Origin of the sequence: Pseudoalteromonas sp. OF7H-1 (assembly GCF_022347825.1) — a bacterium.
In the GTDB taxonomy this organism is placed as follows: Bacteria; Pseudomonadota; Gammaproteobacteria; order Enterobacterales; family Alteromonadaceae; genus Pseudoalteromonas; species Pseudoalteromonas maricaloris.
In genome coordinates this window covers 109,542-126,057 of record NZ_JAKRFX010000004.1, presented here as the reverse complement: position 1 = coordinate 126,057, position 16,516 = coordinate 109,542, and the positions used below count along the sequence as shown (strand labels likewise).

The following is a 16,516-nucleotide window of genomic DNA, read 5'->3' as shown; positions in this document are numbered from 1 at the left end:
TTTTAATTGCAACCAAATTAAATTGTGCTAAAAATGAACTTAATCGATTAAGTTCATTTTTAATAGACCGCACGAGTTTGACAACGATAACAAGAGGCAAATGATGACAACAATCAAAACCACCCTATTTACACTCAGCGCACTCACGCTTGCAATCTCTCACTCGGCGGCCGCTGAAGGAAAAGCACACACAAAACCTGCCGAAGGCTTCGAGAAAATAGTCGTAACGGGTGTTCCAAAGCGAACAACCATTATGGAATCGAGTGTTTCTGTTAGCAGCATAGGGCTGGAGCAAATCTCTGTTGCAACCCCCAGAACTACCGCTGAAGCATTCAAACTAATTCCTGGTGTAAGGTCAGAATCAACCGGTGGTGAAGGTAATGCAAATATCGCTGTACGTGGTCTTCCTGTCGCATCCGGTGGTGCTAAATTTTTGCAGCTACAAGAAGATGGCTTGCCTATTTTGCAGTTTGGTGACATTGCTTTTGGTAACGCCGATATTTTTATGCGCCTTGATAATACCGTGGAGTCAATCGAGTCTATTCGTGGTGGCTCGGCTTCGACTGCCGCCAGCGACGCTCCCGGAGGCATTATTAACTTGATTTCAAAAACGGGTGAAAATGAGTCAGGCAGTGTTGCCACCACGTTTGGTTTAGATTATGACGAGTTTAGAACTGATTTTGAGTATGGGAGTTATTTAACTGACGACATAAAATTTCATATTGGTGGCTTTGTGCGCCAAGGTGAAGGCCCACGTGACACCGGCTATACCGCAAATAAAGGCGGCCAACTCAAAGCCAATATCACCAAGGAATTTGAAAGTGGCTACGTTCGTTTGTATGTAAAACACCTTGATGATAAGACAGCAGGCTACCTTCCTATGCCTATGTATTCTAATGGCGACTCCATCAGCGGCTTTGATGTACTGTCAGATACACCCCACTCTGTTTATTTCACCGCCACGCAAGGCTTAGGTGATAACAATCAAATTCGTCGAGGGGATATGCGAGACGGAATGCACCCTGTTGTTGATAGTATCGGCTTTGAAGCAAATTTCAAACTAGGTAATGACTGGCAAATCGAAAACAGGTCCAGAAAGTCGAGTATCTCAGGCTCATTTATGTCGCCTTTCCCTGCTGAGGTCGCTAATAGCCAAGCAATTGCAGAGAGCATAGCCGGTACCGGTGCAACACTCACCTTTGCCAACGGACCAAAAGCGGATCAAGCGTTCAATCAAGCACTACTAATGCGCGTTCATACCTTCGAAGTGGAAATGAATGATTTCGACAACATCATGAATGACCTAAAGCTCACCAAATCATTTGGTACTGACACGTCACTCACCTTCGGTTATTTCATGTCATCGCAAAATATCAATATGTCTTGGTTATGGAATTCATACTTGCTCGAGGTTAAAGGAGATAACGCAGCGCTTGTCAACGTGGCCGCTGCGGATGGCACAGCATATTCTGAAAACGGATTATATGCCTATGGTACGCCCTATTGGGGAAATTGCTGTCAGCGCAACTACGATACTGAATACGATACTCGTGCCCCATATATCGCCTTTTCAACAAAGCTCGGCGATATTTCAGTTGATGCGAGTGTGCGTCATGATTCAGGTAAAGCGACAGGTACATTTGCAGGTGCTGTAACATCTCGTGTAGATATCAACCGTGATGGCACTATATCAAAGCCGGAGGAGCAAGTTGCAGCCATCGATCTCGCTAACCCCAATGTAGTTAATTACGATTGGAGCTACACAAGCTACTCTGTCGGCGCAAACTACCAAATGACCTCAAGCAGCGCCATATTCGGCAGATTCAGTGAGGGCGGTCGTGCAAATGCAGACAGACTATTGTTCGGTAAAGTGAATATTGATGGCAGTGTTGCTGATGAAGATGCTGTGGATGAAGTGACACAATATGAATTTGGTATCAAACAAAAGTTTGAACAAGGCCGTCTATTTGCAACTTTATTTTACGCCGAAACAGAAGAGCAAAACTTTGAGGCAACCAGCCAAAAGTTCTTTGACAGGCAATACGAAGCACAAGGTATTGAACTTGAAGGTGTCTATTTTATTGGCTCCTTCGACTTACGAGGTAGCTTAACTTGGACCGATGCTGAAATCGCAAAAGATGCACTCACTCCCGAAGTCGAGGGTAACACGCCAAGACGGCAAGCTGACTTTGTTTATTCCTTATTGGGTAAATATAACTTCGATCAAGGTGCTATCGGTTTAAGCCTAATCGGCACCACTGACGCGTACGCACAAGACAACAACGAGTTAAAATTTGACGGTTACACTCAGGTCAACGCGTTTGCAAGTTATGATCTGACTGAACGCTTCAATATCGCGTTAAACGTAAACAATCTCTTTGATACCACTGGATTAACAGAAGCCGAGGAAGGCGTAATTCCAACTAACAATATTATTCGCGCTCGCAGTATTAACGGCAGAACTACGTCTGTCACTTTAAAGTACCGTTTCTAATTGGGGGTAGTAGTTATGCAATTAACATGTTTTGGCGAGATGCTTATCGATTTGTTACCTACCGGCGACGGTAGCCTTAACCCTATTGCTGGCGGTGCTCCAGCGAATGTGGCGGTAGGCTTTGCTAAACTTGGTGGCAGTGCTCGGTTTGTGGGAGGCTTCGCTGAAGATCCCTTTTCGCTGCAATTAAAATCAACCTTGGCGTTATATGCTGTTGGAACAGAATATTGTGTATCCATAAGTGGAGCGCAAACCGCCTTGGCCATCGTCCACCTAGACGCTCAAGGAGAACGAAGCTTTTCGTTTTACCGCGACAATACCGCTGATATCGCAATCCGCCCAAAAGACTTTGAGCATTTGCAATGGCCAGATCACGGGATATTTCATTTTTGCTCAAACACGCTTACCGATGCAGAAGTTACAAGTACCACCATGGTGTTATTAAAGTCTGCTGCGGCTCATAATCAATTAATTTCATTTGATGTTAACCTGCGCTTGAATCTATGGCAGGACTTATCTTGCTTATCCGAACGTATAGAGGCTTGCTACCCCTATGTCGACATATTAAAAATGAGTAAAGATGAGCTGAGATATCTCGCTGAAGAAAAGAACATGAGAGAAGCTAGCTATTTAGATTGGTTACTTAGTGTCGGCGTACAAGCGGTGATCTCAAGCGATGGGCCAAATCCTTGCAGTGTATTAACAGCTAAAGACTTTTATTCCGTCGCCTCTCCTACTATTGATGCGGTTGATACAACCGGCGCTGGGGATAGCTTAATGGCAGGGTTTCTATTTCAACTCAGCCAACACGGGATCTCAAAAGATACACTAGTGCAAAACTTCCCAACCGTAAAAAAGGCACTTAGCTTTGCTGTGAAATGCGGTGCGTTTACTTGTGAACACAAAGGTGTCATGCCCTTTATGCCAACGCGTATAGATGTGTCTGAACGGTTTTCTTCCTTCAACCCTGAGGCTTTGTTAGGTTAATACCTAAAGCGGGAAAAGGCTTTCCCGCTATTTTATTATAAAAGTCGAGGCTTAAAACCCTGTTTCATAGTCAATATGAGCAGAGTTTGTCGTCTCGTATGTACCATCAGTATAAAGAATAGTTGCAGTCGCATTGTACTGACGATAAGCACGAATGGTCATGTTACACGTAGTACCACCGCTGCAGCTCGCATCACCATTCCAAATTACTTTACTAATCGCTTTAGTGGCATTTGCGATATAGAATTTACCAGAAGTTGAATTACCGAAAGAAAAATCAATTCCTGAACAAAAGCTAGTATTGTTACCCCACACATTACCGCCTGATTTCACGTTCAAAGAGCATTTTAAATCTGCCGCTTGCGAACTAAAAGACAGACCACCTAGTACAACCAATACCGAAGCAATTAATGTTGATTTCATTATTATTTCCTTTAATTAAGAATGAGTTAAGTAATTTTTAGTGACCAGTTTCATACGAGATACGTGATACATTCGTTTCTTCGTATGTGCCATCTTTGTATAAGATAGTCGCCGTTGCTGTATGTGTTTGATACGCATAAACCGTGAGTGCACATTCAACACCACCAGAACAGCTAGCATCACCATTCCAAATCACTTTATTAATCGGTTTGCTGATATTCGTTAAGTAAAACTTACCAGTTGTCGAGTTGCCAAATGAGAAGTCCATACCAAAGCAGGTTTGTCCGTTACCAATGACGTTACCACCTCTTTTCACTTGTAGGTCGCAATTCAACTCAGTTGCGCCAGCGCTGCAGGTACCAACTAATGCAATAGCTGCAAGTATCTTAGTTATTTTTTGTTTCATCTTGCTATCCTTATATTTGTTATATTAACAACCAAGAAACCTTGGTTAAAAATAAAGCTACACAATAAAAATAAAAAATTCAATTGTTTTAACCCATAAAAAACATAAAATTCACAAGAGGTTCAGAATGCACTAAATCTAGCAAGTTCATGGAAATTGATATAAACGGTGAAGGGACAAGCTATAGCGAGTATCGAAATAATAGACTAAATAAAAAAAGGCCGCAGCGGCGGCCAAACACATCATGGGTAAAACAATGAAGGGATGTAAGTGTGAATACACGGGTCATTCTATGTGAATAATCATAAATTAAAATCACATTATAATGATTGTTATCATCGCTTTTATCGAATGGTCTATTTCTGCTACGCTCGTGATACAATCGCGAGATTAAAAACTACAACAAATTGTCTATGCCATTACTTTGGATTGTTACTTTACTTTGGGCGTTCTCGTTCTCTTTGATTGGAGTCTATTTGGCAGGCCAAGTCGATGCTTGGTTTAGCGCTTTATCTAGAACCTTGCTAGCAGCAATTGTGTTTATTCCATTTTTGAGATTGAGTTCAGTGAATAAAGAGTTGATAATCAAGCTGATGGCAATCGGTGCAGTACAGATTGGTCTGATGTATGGCTTTTACTATCACTCTTTTTTATACCTAAGCGTACCTGAAGTGTTGCTATTCACAGTGATGACACCCATCTATATTACTGCACTCAATGACTTACTAAACCGCTCATTCAATGCCACTTTTTTGCTGTCTGCGCTCATAGCTATCATTGGTGCAATCACCATTAGATTTACTGAGCTTACTAGCGACTACCTTTTTGGCTTGCTACTAGTGCAAGGGGCAAACCTTTGCTTTGCAATAGGCCAAGTAAGTTACAAACGCTTAAGTAACCACTACCAACTGATACACCATCAAAGTTTCGGTTTTTTCTTTATTGGTGCGTCCCTCGTGCTCGCCATTGGATTTATGTTATTCGGTAATCCCCAACAACTCCCAAGTACCAATCTACAATGGGGAATACTGATTTATTTAGGCTTGATTGCTTCAGGCGTCGGGTATTATGTCTGGAACTTGGGACTGACCCGCGTCTCGGTGGGTGAACTCGCGGTAATGAACAATGTGTTGATCCCAGCTGGGATCATTGTCAATTTGCTGATTTGGAACCGAGAAGCTGACCTCGTTCGCCTTGGTATTGGCAGTGTCATTATTTTTGCGGCATTGCTCTATAGTAAAAGCGGTGCAAAAGTATAACCCTTTTTAACTTATTTACCGGGTTCGACAGAGTCAAACTCCATTTGTGAATTGAAACACGCCAACGCTTCGATATCTTGATATGGCTCTGTTGACCAACATGCTTTCCTAAAGCGCTCATACACTTCACGAAAAGGTGTACAAATTAGCTCAGATTCATCCATCATAATACAGCTAAAGTCTTCAGACTTTATTACAATATAGAGATACTCTCTTCCGCCTTCTTCGGCAAAAAATACGGAATCCCAAAAGTAGCCTTTCTGTCGCATTTCTTCTCTCGGAAACGCGATATTATCCTGCATATAAGCAAGTAATTCATCCACTTGAGGACGAGTATTCAAATTTAATTTTATCTTTAGCAGTTTTGTTTCCATGGAATAAGATTAACACCTCCAACCTTTAACCATTTTGGTACTGAGCATACTTTCCTTCATTTTTTATTCCTATTTCCCACTTATCATTTTCGTAGTAACGACTATACCTAATTCCCTCAAACGGGCCCAACTATAAAATTAGTAAAATGTAACAAGCTGTTTTGCCTAAGATAACCATTAACGCCCATGAGCCAGATCTCTGGAGTTAGGTGTTTGACGAAAATTTCGTTAATATCTAAAGAAAAATAAAGTAAAAATATGATGACAAGAATCGTACAACTATTCCCTCTTTGGGCCATTATTTGCTCAGTAACCGCTTATCTTTTTCCGACTCTATTTAGCGCGTTTAAAGGCAGTATTATTCCGTTATTAATGTTGATCATGCTGACAATGGGCTTAACCCTCACTACAAAAGACTTTTTACGCGTGCTCGACAACAAAAAAGCCATTTGCGTTAGTGTGCTACTTCAATTTACTGTGATGCCGAGTGTTGCTTACTTGATTGCAACCACAATGAGCTTAGAAACTGACCTATTAATTGGTATGATTTTAGTTGGCACGGTTGCTGGCGGCACGGCAAGTAACGTTTTGTGTTATCTCGCCAAAGGAGATGTCGCGTTATCGATTTCTATGACCGCGATTAGTACTTTACTCGGCGTATTCTTAACGCCACTACTAACCACATTGATGATAGGCCAGGTGGTTGATATTCAGTTTTCTGATATGTTGACGAGCCTGCTAAAAATTGTGCTACTTCCAGTGGCTGTGGGCGTTGCTTTCAATACCTTGTTTGCCAAACCACTAGCGCACTCTATTTTCAAAACAACTCCGATACTGCCTTTACTTTCAATGCTTTCAATCGTTTTTATCATTGCGGTGATCGTTGCTCTTAATCAACCTAAACTTGAAAGCATCGGGCTCGTTATGCTGGTTGCAGTGATCCTGCACAATACTACAGGGCTACTTTTGGGCTATTTCATTCCGAAACGGCTGGGTTTTGACGAAAAAGTATGTCGCACCATGGCCTTTGAGGTGGGTATGCAAAACTCGGGGCTTGCTGTTGCGCTTGCCATGAAGTTTTTTACTCCTACAGCGGCCGTAGCAGGTACCCTATTTTCTATTTGGCATAATGTCAGCGGCTCAATATTAGCAGGAATATGGAGACAAAGCGCCACCAGCTCATCTGATAACAATAAAGCCTAATATCAAAGGTTAGGCTTTTTGTAATTGCTTATAAAAGTGAATTTTGCAATCCGATGAGCCGTTGATTTGTTCACATTTTACAATCTGGTAATCGCGGCTTATTAACATCAATAGCATGTTTTTGAATAGGTTTCTCGACTTTACTCTAATGGCGCTATAGCCTTGCGCTTTACACCAAGTTTCTTGCATCACCAACAACTGCTTGGCAATACCTTTGCCGCGATATTCGGGGATGACCGCGCCTAACCAGCTATAAAATTCGTTGTTTGGCAGTTCGTGACCTAGCTTATACCCAACGGGTTTGCCTTGCGCGTACACCACCAGCAATAAATGTTGCTTATCTCGCAGTTTGTCTACGACTTCCTCACCCTTTCTTGGCGTGGCAAACTCCGGAATTTGGTTTTCTATCGCAAGGAGGTCATCTATCGAGCCGACTTTATATTCTAGATTCATATTAATGTCTGTGTAATTGAAAAGGTATCGCCAACAGTCACTTCGGCATATGCGCCGTTAATCAGCGTTAAATTCGGCGCTTGATGGCCTATATCCACATCGTATAGCACGGGGAAATCGCAACCAGTAAAGGCGTTTTGCAATGCATCTAGGTGCGTCCAGTCGCTATCTTTTGCCAGCGGCTCTGGATTTCGACCAATCAAAACTCCAGCGACTTTCGAGAACCAACCTCGTAATTTAATACTTTGCAGCGCACGATAGTATGCCGCTGGCGGCATTTCGCCGTTTTCAAAGTATAAAATTATTGATTCATTGGGATATACCTGTAAAAAAGCGTCCAGATCAAAATATTCCGTACCAGCCAATAACATATGAATATCCAAACAGCCGCCTAATAATCGACCAGCAAACTGCTGACGATGATTGCCATTGGCCAAAATACGCCATTGAGTCCTCGCGGATAAGTTAAATCCAGCATCGGGAAAATCAACAAAATTGAGTGGCTCAGCTTCAAAATGTGTCGAGGGAAACTGCGTAAAAGAGTCATTAGGCGCGCGCCTCAAATGGTTAAAAAGTCCAACCGTTAATGCGTCTTGTTGATGGACATTTAATTGCATAAGGTTAGTTGCATGCACACTTGCCCAGCCTAGTTTGCAAGTCACTGCGCTCAGCAAAGTGCTGACATCAGAGAAACCGATGAGCCATTTTGGCGGAGCATGCGCCAACTTTTCCCAATCAAGCAATGTCAGTAAATCCATTGCAATTGCACCGCCCCATGGCGGCATAATCGCGTCTATTGTGTCATCGAGTAAGTATCCCATAAGCTCATTCGCACGGGTTTTGACATCCGCGCTAACGTAGTTGTGGTTATCTCGCAGGCATTCACCAACCACGAGTTCAAAACCTTGTTGCGCGAGATAACCCAAAGCGTTGTCTAATCTCTCGTGCATAGTAGCAGGTACGCCCGCTGAGAATGCCGTGATCGCAATTTTACTGCCCGCTTTCAACGGTTTGGGATACTTCATCATGATTTCCGTTATTTTTTTGCTTATCCTACCTGAATTTCCGCTTTTGCATACTTTAAATTCTCCCGTTTCGGGCGAGCGATCAAGTATAGAAAGGTTAACGGCCCCAAGCGTCCAATCAGCATTAAAAAGATGATTACCGCTTCACCGGGTTCAGACAATGAGCCAGTGATCCCTCGAGATAAGCCAACCGTGCCTAATGCAGACACCGCTTCAAATGTGATATCCGTTAAATTTGCCTGCTCGGTGATCGTTAAAATAAGGGTTGCGAGCATCACGGTAAAAAAGTACACCACGGTGAGACTAAGCGCCTTAAATACCGTTTCAGGCGAGATCTGTCTGTGTCCGATAGCGACTTGATCTCTGCGTCTCAAATAAGCGTAGGTTGCCATTAATAGCACCACAACCGTGGTTATTTTAAGACCACTGGCGGTACTCATAGAGCCGCCCCCTATTATCATTAACCAAATGGTCAGCACGGTACTTTCGTCATTCACCAGCGCAAAGTCGATACTGTTAAAGCCCGCTGTCCGTGGCGTTACCGCTTGCATCCAGGCAGTGATCACTTGCTCAGATAACGGCAAATTTCCAAGGGTCTCTGGGTTATTTGCTTCAAAAAGCCAAAATAAGCTAAATGCCAGCACATTTAACACCGCTGTTGCTATCAAGACTAACTTAGTGGCAGATCCAAACCGGCTCCAACGGCGTCTTTTTACTATATCCATCAACACCACAAATCCAAGTCCGCCAATCACAAATAACCCTGATATCACAAGATTAACGACCCAATCACCACGAAAACTGGTTAGGCTGTCATCATGCAATGCAAATCCGGCATTGTTAAAAGCCGAAATAGTGTAGAAGAAGCTTTGCATTATCGCATCACCAAGCGGTAGCGTTTGATACCAATGGGCAAGCAAAATGGTAAACCCTATCGATTCGATGATCAGTGCATAAACTAACACGCATTTGGCTGTATCAACCAACTGATCAAATCGAGCTATGCCAAAGCTTTCTTTTGCGATCAGTTGTTTGCTAATGTCCATTTGCTGCCCCATCCCCCGCAGCACCACAACCGTAATGGTCATAAACCCCAGTCCACCGATTTGAATAAGACTGGCAATAACGAGATGGCCAAAGGTCGTAAAATCATTTGGCGTACTCAATACCGCAAGTCCTGTCACCGTTACCGCGGAAGTTGCAGTAAATAACGCTTGCATCACTTTGATGTCTTGGGTGTGTGCTATCGGTAGCAACAACAAAATAGTACCTAAAGCTATCAGCCCGCAAAACCCAATAAACAGAACTGCAGGGGGGCTTAACCTCAGCGGCTTTTTGTGGGCTTTGGGCTTGCTATTTGGATAGGGGTAATAGTGGGGACTCCATGTTTTCATTACGCCCCCAGTTTTAACGCGATAGAATTTAACGCTTTTAACTGACCGTTGAGGATCACTTTATCATCTTCGTTGATCAAAAATGACTCAGCCGGATTGGTATAACACGCTTTGCCGCGCTGCACTAACACAGCCTTGATTTCGCCCTTTGCACGCTTTAATAGCGTCGCCAAAGACTGTCCGCAGCTTAATTTATTCACGATGACTTCCACCATATAAAAGCCATGCCCCAACTGCATATATTGATTCACCATAGGGTAATTCAGTGTTTGTGCAACCTTGATCCCCATTTCTTCTTCAGGGTGGATCACACGTGTTACGCCTAAACGAGATAAAATTGTATGATGCGCTTCTGAGCTGGCCTTAACCCAAATTTGCTCGACGCCCAAGTTCTTTAGCGACAGTACACATAAAATGCTCGCTTCTAGGTTTTCACCTATGGCGACCAATACCGCTTTGCTTCTCGTAATATCTAGTTGGCGTAATGCCGTTTCATCGGTCGCATCCAAAGAGGTGGCATAATCAATATGCTCAACAACTTGGTTCACCACACGTTCGCGACTATCTACTCCTATCACTTTGTTTCCAAGCCGCTTTAATTCCAAACAAGCCGCAAAACCAAATCGACCTAAACCAATAACTACAAATTGTGCCATAACAACCTCTATATACCCCGTTATGAGAAATGCTTATTGAGCGGTAAAAGTAAAAACCGATAACCAACCCCGGGCTCAGTTTCTATGATTTTTGGTGTAGCAGCATCGTCACTGAGTTTCTTACGTAACTGGCTGACCACAATCCGTAAATAGTGACTATCTTCCACATGGCTTTCGCCCCAAATTTGCTTTAATAAGGTTTGCTGACTGACTAACTCTTGTGCTCTTTGTGCAAGCATACTAAGTAGTGCAAATTCCTTTTTCGACAGTGCTAATGGTGCGTTATCCATAATGACTTGATGCTTTTGTAAATCTATCATCAATTTGCCGTAGTCAATGGCAAGCAAGCGTTTGTTCGGTACTAAATCTCGTAATAGCACTTTGACGCGCACCACCAGCTCTTTGATGCTAAAAGGCTTCGTCAGGTAGTCGTTTGCGCCGCCCTCCAGCAGTTTAATCTTCTCGGCCTCTTGATCTCGTGCAGTTAAGATCAATACAGGTAGCTTGCTGGTTTCTCGGATCTTCTTCAAAATGCTATACCCATCAAAATCTGGTAGCCCAAGATCTAAGATAACTAAGTCTGGCAGCTCACCTTTTAACACCGACATGGCTTCCTTTCCAGTGCTGGCTTCCACATAATTCAGCCCTTCAGCTTTTAATGCTAAGCGGATAAAACGACGGATCTCTTCTTCATCGTCAATCAATAAAATGGTGTGAGTCATCAATGCGCCTCCTCTTTTGGCAAACTAACTTCCATTGTGCAGCCTTGCGTCGTGGGCAAAATGCGAATATCACCGCCATGCGCACGAATAATACCTCTCGCCACACTCAACCCTAAGCCACTGCCACCGTCTTTGCTGGCGCTTTGTCGAAACGAACTAAAGGCGGTAAAGACTTCTTTTTGCCGAGCAACGGGGATCCCAGGGCCGTTATCCTGAATAAATATCAACAACGCTTGCTGCGTTTCTCCAAAGGAAATCTCAACCCGCTCTCCATCGGGACTAAAGGTGACTGCATTTTCAATTAAGTTAAACAGGGCTTGTTCAATGAGTGCAGCTTGTATCGTGAGAATTGGACTCATATTCTGTGGCATTCTCGAGACGCATGGCGCGCCTAGCCGCAAAATCACGTTATCGATCAAGACATCAATAGACGTAGGTTGCTTCAACAGCGAAAGCTCATCCCCTTGATGCTGTAACTTGGTGGCTTGCAGAATATTTTCGATATAGCGAAACAAACGGTGGCTTTCTGACCGTGCCGATCCCAACAGCTCATTTTGCTCGTCTTGGTCTAACTTATCACGATAGGTTTCTAACGTTTCGAGCGCGCCCATCACCGCAGCGAGCGGTGTGCGTAGATCATGAGAAACCGACAACAAGATATTGGAGCGCACATTCGCAACTAAAAGCTGCTGCTTTTGCTCTTTGATATAGCTCGATAAATAGCTGGTAGCTAATGCCACCGCGATAAATACCACTAAATTGACCACGTCCTCGGTGTTATTCATATGAAGCGTGTATCTGGGCTCCGTGATAAAAAAGTTGAACACTAGACTGCTAACAATCGCCACTCCCAGCGCCATCCAACGTTTTGCGATGAGCGAAACAACAACAACCCCCAACTGCAATACCAACAATACACTGATCGCCGAATGCAACAGCGAGTCTAAGGCAACAGCAAAGGCGCTGGTTAACAGCAAAACCAGAAAACTAACGAGATACTCGTTCTTGGCAATAAATCCATTCTCGGAAAACATAGTGACTCCAACTTGCGCTATGTCTTTATTCTATCCTTGTCGAAATTCCGTTGCCGTATAATTTGCGTAAAATTTACTTAGCTTTAGGCTATTTAGCACAAGAGCCTGTTTATCTATCAAGTTTGTTTTTGCATGTTGATGATAAAAAGGCTAAGCGCATATCTGATAAAGCCATTGTGATACGCTGGCACAAGCTGTTCAAAAGCAACTGGATAACTTAGAAATTCATTGAAGAATGGCCGAGAGCGAGTACTGACCACTTATTGTAAAACACTCAAAAAACGACGGCGCACAAACCTAGCAATTGTGAACGTTTGCTGGCTGGACCAAATAAAGGCTTTAGCAATAATGCCTCAAGCTGCGCTAACCTAGCCTCTCCCATGCCGTGCGCGATAAGCTGATTTTGACGTCGAGAAATACGTAAACGCCAATAACTCGCTTATTTTAGAAACACTTTTGATATGAGTGATGAACACTTTTTTGTAATTCTAAGTCGAAACTGCCGTAACTATGGTGAATAGATAATTTTGGGTGTCTGTATTGTTTCCAATTTTATCCGCCTTCAAGCTATTTGTTAGCCGACACTATTAAACTGCATGATCATCAACTGCTTTTTGAAGAAGAGTAGCTAACTCAAAAATGAACTCCATGTCTTCAAAGTTCGATTCATAGCTTAATTCTCTTGAAGTAAGTCCTCTATGCGCAATTTGATGCCGAGATAATAAGATTCCATCAAGCCTTTCCTTTGCTTGAACACGTGAAAAATCTTCAGTATCCCAACAAGTCGTAACTTTCGTTAATCCGAAAGTATCTTTAAGTAATTGGTCAATATTTTTTGTATTGGGAGTGTTAAACCTTTTCAGTTTATTTTCAACATTCTGAGCAAGTAAATCGTCTAAAGGATAAGGCCCGCTATAGGACTTGATGTCCGTAAATTTTCGACGCACGAGAGACTCAACAAAATCTTGCCAATACGCAACCAAATGAAACACGTAAGTTTGGTTTAGATATCTAATTTTGCTGTCAAACTTGCGTGTTGTTTCGATGTTCAAATCATTTTGAATATGCTGTACGTACTTTAACCTCACTAACTGGCGGCTAAACATTTGTAACGGAGACTTTCTTAAATCAACTTTCATTGAAAACCTGCAGAATGCAATAGCGGCTAACACCTTAATAAACGGCGGAAAATAGCTGGCTAAACTAAGCGAAGAATGAGCGCCAGCCAAGCTTTAAGCGTCCCATCCATAATTACCTTGTTAGAGAGTTCTACACCTTTTCTTTTTTATTTTCTAGCAAGTTTTCACTTTGCCTTTTATACGTAAGTGAGTTTACAGTTGTATTGTATTTTGCTCTCATTTCTTCAGCTATAGACTTGTGTACTTCATCTAACTCAATGTCCATATCTTCTACTGTTTTTTCAAATCCTTTTTTCATTTGTTTGACGACGGGAAGAGAGTCTAACGTTGCCCACATTGTATTTTTGATGAAACCACCTAAAAACTCCCAGCTAGCCATAACAGAAAAATATGAACCAGACTTATTCTGTTTTAATAATGCTAATAATTATTGTAAGCCTGTTACTGTCTTAATGCTATCAATTTCACCGCTAGCTATCATTTTTTCAAGGGTATCAATTAAAATATCAAAGAGTTCAGGAAGTTTACTAGCGCTCTTGAATCGCTCATAAATTTCATCGAAGTTATACGAATCATTTGTTGGTTCATGATCTAATGTCCATTTATGGTTATGAATTTGATGATTCAATTCAATCAATTTATCTATTAGAACTTTATTACCATTGTTATGCTTTGCGTGGTTGGCTACATACCAATTTAATCTGCTCTTTAAATCTATTAACCAATGTGGAGTATCACTTTCAGATAAAAATGAAGAGAGCGTGTTTGCAGAATCTAATGCGACTTCATTAGCTGTTACTTTTTCTTCTTTATTTTCTGAAACTAATGAAATATAAAGTTTATCAATATTAGTGATTAAATCTTTATGTCTTTCCTTAACTACACGCATAAAGAAATTAACACTTTCATTTTGACTCATAAATATCCTTTCTTAATGCTCTCTAACGCCCGGCTCACCGAGCAAATTTTTGATGGCGACTTTTTTGCAAAGCAAAAAGGGTGACAGCGGAAATTTGTCCGGTGCAGCCGTTTATTACATGGATTTTACGGATTGTTTGCACGGTCTACTCCCGATTCAAACTCCAACATTGCGCTACTAAATGCCCAAATTTCCTTGCCATTACCATCTAAAGCTCCAGACCGCGGGACTTTGAAAGACTGTTTTCTTACCCATCGCCCCAGTCGCCCCCACCACTTTTTTGCAGCGTCTGGTGCAGGACGACCTATTTTTGCGTAATGATTTCCAATCCATTCGAACGAGGACATTCCTACTTTGCCTTCAACCTTAAGTCGAGCATTGAGCCAAAATATTGCAGGATGACCAGCACCAAAATATGGCTGTCTTGGGTTCGCCCCTGCGCGCTCTTCTTGCCACCCTTCAAATGGATTAGCTATCTCGCCATCAGCCTCGTCGTGATTTTTTGCTAGCAAGGGAAGCGGCCCTGCTTCCGAATGAAAAAGGCAGTAACGACCCGGTTCGTTTATTTCAAAATCACTAAATGCCTGCCAATGCCCCTCTCCAACAGACTTAATGAGTGAAATATCTTTCTCGTAACGAAGGAAGTCAGACAAGCTCTTTAAATCTTCTTCTACTAAATACATTGGCAACCAAGCCATGACTTACTCCATGTAACGCCGCAAAAAAACGGCAAAAAATAGTTGGCTAAAATTTGTGAGGCACGAGCAAAGCCAACTGTTTTTTGTCCGCACTTTTAATTTGCTTTGTTATGTGCAACTTTCACTATACTTAGCAGCCTCAGGAATACCACAAGAAGGTAGTTCTTTAACTGCTTCGCCTAACTCTTCAGGTGAAGGAGTTTTGGCTTTAAGCCAATCAAAGTTAAACACCTTTTGTTGCTCTTTAGAAACATCAGCGGCAGCTATAAAACCAGTACCAGGCTCTCCACTTTTGTTAACAACGAGAACAGTCAAAGCAGGTAGATTATGCATTAAACAGTATGACTGAATTGGCTCTAATAATTGCGCAAGAGCAAACCTTGGTACACCAATTAGATTGCCGACAATATCATAAGTCAACACTTGTCTGTTCGTTGCTGCAAAACTCAATACTGGCCAAATTTGTGCGGCCCTTTCATGTGCTTTCATTAGAGATATCCTTAATTTAGACGATGCTACAGACTCATACTTGCACATAACGCCGCCATCAACTGCGGAGCAATGTGGCCCGTTTTTGCTGTGTTTTTAGCAAAAAAAGGGCGACGTTGTGGAGTCGGTTGGATGGCTTTGTTATGTGTTTGAAACCGATTCACTTTGAGACATCATTTTCTTGATTAGACTGACTATTTTTCAAGCCCAAGTTACCAACCTTATACTGAACAACTAAAAAGGGAATAATAAAAGGAAGAAAAGTGTTAAACATCGAGTTATTACCGTACACAAACAAGTATATTGCTAATGCCTCAATTGGCCCTGCAACTAAGAAAAAGGTCTGAATCCCGGGCTTACGTTTACTATCCCTTTCAAGGAAAGCTATGAGCACGGCGACAAAAATAGACGTAAAAGTTAGAAATAAATTGCCTCCCCCAGTAGAACCCTTTGATTTTCCCTCCGCAGGTTGAGACAAGCCCTCATTTCCAGAACACGACACACTTTCTTCTTTTTTCAATAACAACCCCCACCTCAAAATATCCCTAAGTATTGAAAAGAAATTTCTTGTAGAGTGAGGGTACTCCGCTAGCCATGTACTTTTGATGTACTTTTTCCCTGCAAAAATTGCTAAGAACAGAAAAGCCAAAATGACGGAAACAGATTCGACGACCAAACCCACAACAACAGCCACCAAATAAATGCTAGAAAAAAACAGTGTGAGTGGAAACCGAATCACACCAATAAGAAAGTTAATCACTATAATCCTCCATAATCAATTTACGCCGCCCCATCACACATAACGCTTTGCTAAGCGGCAATAAAATAGCTGGCTAAAATT

19 protein-coding genes and 1 pseudogene are annotated in these 16,516 nt (G+C 42.2%); 5 read left to right on the top strand and 15 right to left on the bottom strand.

From position 1 onward, the window contains the following. Positions 1 to 103: 103 nt before the first annotated feature. Entirely contained in the window at positions 104 to 2,494 is a 2,391-nt protein-coding gene (locus MHN30_RS06605; protein ID WP_239359164.1) for a TonB-dependent receptor, read from the top strand. Between the two features lie 15 nt (positions 2,495 to 2,509). Next, positions 2,510 to 3,481 carry a carbohydrate kinase gene (locus MHN30_RS06600; RefSeq protein WP_239359006.1) on the top strand — a complete coding sequence of 324 codons (972 nt, stop codon included), beginning with the start codon at positions 2,510 to 2,512 and terminating at the stop codon, positions 3,479 to 3,481. A 51-nt stretch (positions 3,482 to 3,532) separates the two neighbouring features. Here MHN30_RS06600 and MHN30_RS06595 read toward each other — a convergent pair whose 3' ends face one another. After that, positions 3,533 to 3,904 (bottom strand): hypothetical protein, encoded by a 372-nt coding sequence (locus tag MHN30_RS06595; protein WP_039494990.1) that lies wholly within the window; start codon positions 3,902 to 3,904, stop codon positions 3,533 to 3,535. 37 nt (positions 3,905 to 3,941) lie between these two features. Next, positions 3,942 to 4,310, bottom strand: coding sequence for a hypothetical protein (locus tag MHN30_RS06590; protein WP_099028569.1), 369 nt, complete (start codon positions 4,308 to 4,310; stop codon positions 3,942 to 3,944). 413 nt (positions 4,311 to 4,723) lie between these two features. On the opposite strand from MHN30_RS06590, the gene MHN30_RS06585 reads away from it, so the two are divergent. Beyond that, complete coding sequence (locus MHN30_RS06585; RefSeq protein ID WP_130165419.1) at positions 4,724 to 5,569, top strand: EamA family transporter; 846 nt, start codon at positions 4,724 to 4,726, stop codon at positions 5,567 to 5,569. Between the two features lie 11 nt (positions 5,570 to 5,580). Here the strand turns inward: MHN30_RS06585 and MHN30_RS06580 are convergent, their stop codons facing one another. After that, entirely contained in the window at positions 5,581 to 5,943 is a 363-nt protein-coding gene (locus tag MHN30_RS06580) for a DUF6176 family protein (protein WP_099028567.1), read from the bottom strand. Between the two features lie 258 nt (positions 5,944 to 6,201). Here MHN30_RS06580 and MHN30_RS06575 point away from each other — a divergent pair, with 258 nt between their 5' ends. Then, a complete protein-coding gene (locus tag MHN30_RS06575) occupies positions 6,202 to 7,146 on the top strand; it encodes a bile acid:sodium symporter family protein (RefSeq protein WP_239359005.1) in 945 nt (314 codons plus the stop codon). 9 nt (positions 7,147 to 7,155) lie between these two features. Here MHN30_RS06575 and MHN30_RS06570 read toward each other — a convergent pair whose 3' ends face one another. The 6 genes from MHN30_RS06570 to MHN30_RS06545 are packed head-to-tail and all read right to left on the bottom strand — an operon-like array spanning position 7,156 to position 12,430. Further along, positions 7,156 to 7,599 carry a GNAT family N-acetyltransferase gene (locus MHN30_RS06570; RefSeq protein ID WP_130165417.1) on the bottom strand — a complete coding sequence of 148 codons (444 nt, stop codon included), beginning with the start codon at positions 7,597 to 7,599 and terminating at the stop codon, positions 7,156 to 7,158. Beyond that, positions 7,596 to 8,627, bottom strand: coding sequence for a S66 peptidase family protein (locus MHN30_RS06565; RefSeq protein ID WP_239359003.1), 1,032 nt, complete (start codon positions 8,625 to 8,627; stop codon positions 7,596 to 7,598). Before MHN30_RS06565 ends, MHN30_RS06570 begins: the two co-directional genes overlap by 4 nt. A gap of 20 nt (positions 8,628 to 8,647) precedes the next feature. Next, positions 8,648 to 10,018 carry a TrkH family potassium uptake protein gene (locus MHN30_RS06560; RefSeq protein ID WP_188249449.1) on the bottom strand — a complete coding sequence of 457 codons (1,371 nt, stop codon included), beginning with the start codon at positions 10,016 to 10,018 and terminating at the stop codon, positions 8,648 to 8,650. Further along, positions 10,018 to 10,674 carry a TrkA family potassium uptake protein gene (locus MHN30_RS06555; RefSeq protein WP_039494977.1) on the bottom strand — a complete coding sequence of 219 codons (657 nt, stop codon included), beginning with the start codon at positions 10,672 to 10,674 and terminating at the stop codon, positions 10,018 to 10,020. The genes MHN30_RS06560 and MHN30_RS06555 overlap by 1 nt, the downstream gene beginning before the upstream one ends. 20 nt (positions 10,675 to 10,694) lie before the next feature. Next, complete coding sequence (locus MHN30_RS06550) at positions 10,695 to 11,396, bottom strand: response regulator transcription factor (RefSeq protein WP_010373790.1); 702 nt, start codon at positions 11,394 to 11,396, stop codon at positions 10,695 to 10,697. Next, positions 11,396 to 12,430 carry an ATP-binding protein gene (locus MHN30_RS06545; protein ID WP_099028562.1) on the bottom strand — a complete coding sequence of 345 codons (1,035 nt, stop codon included), beginning with the start codon at positions 12,428 to 12,430 and terminating at the stop codon, positions 11,396 to 11,398. The genes MHN30_RS06550 and MHN30_RS06545 overlap by 1 nt, the downstream gene beginning before the upstream one ends. A gap of 116 nt (positions 12,431 to 12,546) precedes the next feature. On the opposite strand from MHN30_RS06545, the pseudogene MHN30_RS06540 reads away from it, so the two are divergent. Then, positions 12,547 to 12,648: pseudogene (locus tag MHN30_RS06540) on the top strand (transposase); the annotation flags it as partial. 369 nt (positions 12,649 to 13,017) lie between these two features. On the opposite strand, the gene MHN30_RS06535 reads toward MHN30_RS06540, so the two are convergent. The 6 genes from MHN30_RS06535 to MHN30_RS06510 form a co-directional block, all read right to left on the bottom strand. After that, a complete protein-coding gene (locus tag MHN30_RS06535; protein ID WP_119232315.1) occupies positions 13,018 to 13,569 on the bottom strand; it encodes a HEPN domain-containing protein in 552 nt (183 codons plus the stop codon). A gap of 130 nt (positions 13,570 to 13,699) precedes the next feature. Further along, on the bottom strand, positions 13,700 to 13,948 hold the full coding sequence (locus MHN30_RS06530) for a hypothetical protein (RefSeq protein ID WP_239359001.1): 249 nt from the start codon (positions 13,946 to 13,948) through the stop codon (positions 13,700 to 13,702). A gap of 48 nt (positions 13,949 to 13,996) precedes the next feature. Then, positions 13,997 to 14,488 carry a hypothetical protein gene (locus MHN30_RS06525; RefSeq protein ID WP_239358999.1) on the bottom strand — a complete coding sequence of 164 codons (492 nt, stop codon included), beginning with the start codon at positions 14,486 to 14,488 and terminating at the stop codon, positions 13,997 to 13,999. Between the two features lie 125 nt (positions 14,489 to 14,613). Continuing rightward, entirely contained in the window at positions 14,614 to 15,186 is a 573-nt protein-coding gene (locus tag MHN30_RS06520) for a hypothetical protein (protein ID WP_239358997.1), read from the bottom strand. A 108-nt stretch (positions 15,187 to 15,294) separates the two neighbouring features. Then, positions 15,295 to 15,675: a hypothetical protein gene (locus MHN30_RS06515; protein WP_239358995.1), complete on the bottom strand. Its 381-nt coding sequence runs from the start codon at positions 15,673 to 15,675 to the stop codon at positions 15,295 to 15,297. A gap of 160 nt (positions 15,676 to 15,835) precedes the next feature. Then, positions 15,836 to 16,435 carry a hypothetical protein gene (locus tag MHN30_RS06510; protein WP_239358993.1) on the bottom strand — a complete coding sequence of 200 codons (600 nt, stop codon included), beginning with the start codon at positions 16,433 to 16,435 and terminating at the stop codon, positions 15,836 to 15,838. Positions 16,436 to 16,516 lie beyond the last annotated feature (81 nt).

What these genes read in the sequence shown, in the direction of transcription:
- MHN30_RS06595 (WP_039494990.1), bottom strand. Translation starts at nt 3,904, where the DNA reads ATGAAATCAACATTAATTGCTTCGGTATTGGTTGTACTAGGTGGTCTG.
- MHN30_RS06565 (WP_239359003.1), bottom strand. Translation starts at nt 8,627, where the DNA reads ATGATGAAGTATCCCAAACCGTTGAAAGCGGGCAGTAAAATTGCGATC.
- MHN30_RS06555 (WP_039494977.1), bottom strand. Translation starts at nt 10,674, where the DNA reads ATGGCACAATTTGTAGTTATTGGTTTAGGTCGATTTGGTTTTGCGGCT.
- MHN30_RS06515 (WP_239358995.1), bottom strand. Translation starts at nt 15,675, where the DNA reads ATGAAAGCACATGAAAGGGCCGCACAAATTTGGCCAGTATTGAGTTTT.
- MHN30_RS06570 (WP_130165417.1), bottom strand. Translation starts at nt 7,599, where the DNA reads ATGAATCTAGAATATAAAGTCGGCTCGATAGATGACCTCCTTGCGATA.
- MHN30_RS06545 (WP_099028562.1), bottom strand. Translation starts at nt 12,430, where the DNA reads ATGTTTTCCGAGAATGGATTTATTGCCAAGAACGAGTATCTCGTTAGT.
- MHN30_RS06580 (WP_099028567.1), bottom strand. Translation starts at nt 5,943, where the DNA reads ATGGAAACAAAACTGCTAAAGATAAAATTAAATTTGAATACTCGTCCT.
- MHN30_RS06560 (WP_188249449.1), bottom strand. Translation starts at nt 10,018, where the DNA reads ATGAAAACATGGAGTCCCCACTATTACCCCTATCCAAATAGCAAGCCC.
- MHN30_RS06600 (WP_239359006.1), top strand. Translation starts at nt 2,510, where the DNA reads ATGCAATTAACATGTTTTGGCGAGATGCTTATCGATTTGTTACCTACC.
- MHN30_RS06575 (WP_239359005.1), top strand. Translation starts at nt 6,202, where the DNA reads ATGATGACAAGAATCGTACAACTATTCCCTCTTTGGGCCATTATTTGC.
- MHN30_RS06535 (WP_119232315.1), bottom strand. Translation starts at nt 13,569, where the DNA reads ATGAAAGTTGATTTAAGAAAGTCTCCGTTACAAATGTTTAGCCGCCAG.
- MHN30_RS06520 (WP_239358997.1), bottom strand. Translation starts at nt 15,186, where the DNA reads ATGGCTTGGTTGCCAATGTATTTAGTAGAAGAAGATTTAAAGAGCTTG.
- MHN30_RS06590 (WP_099028569.1), bottom strand. Translation starts at nt 4,310, where the DNA reads ATGAAACAAAAAATAACTAAGATACTTGCAGCTATTGCATTAGTTGGT.
- MHN30_RS06525 (WP_239358999.1), bottom strand. Translation starts at nt 14,488, where the DNA reads ATGAGTCAAAATGAAAGTGTTAATTTCTTTATGCGTGTAGTTAAGGAA.
- MHN30_RS06550 (WP_010373790.1), bottom strand. Translation starts at nt 11,396, where the DNA reads ATGACTCACACCATTTTATTGATTGACGATGAAGAAGAGATCCGTCGT.
- MHN30_RS06605 (WP_239359164.1), top strand. Translation starts at nt 104, where the DNA reads ATGACAACAATCAAAACCACCCTATTTACACTCAGCGCACTCACGCTT.
- MHN30_RS06585 (WP_130165419.1), top strand. Translation starts at nt 4,724, where the DNA reads ATGCCATTACTTTGGATTGTTACTTTACTTTGGGCGTTCTCGTTCTCT.
- MHN30_RS06530 (WP_239359001.1), bottom strand. Translation starts at nt 13,948, where the DNA reads ATGGCTAGCTGGGAGTTTTTAGGTGGTTTCATCAAAAATACAATGTGG.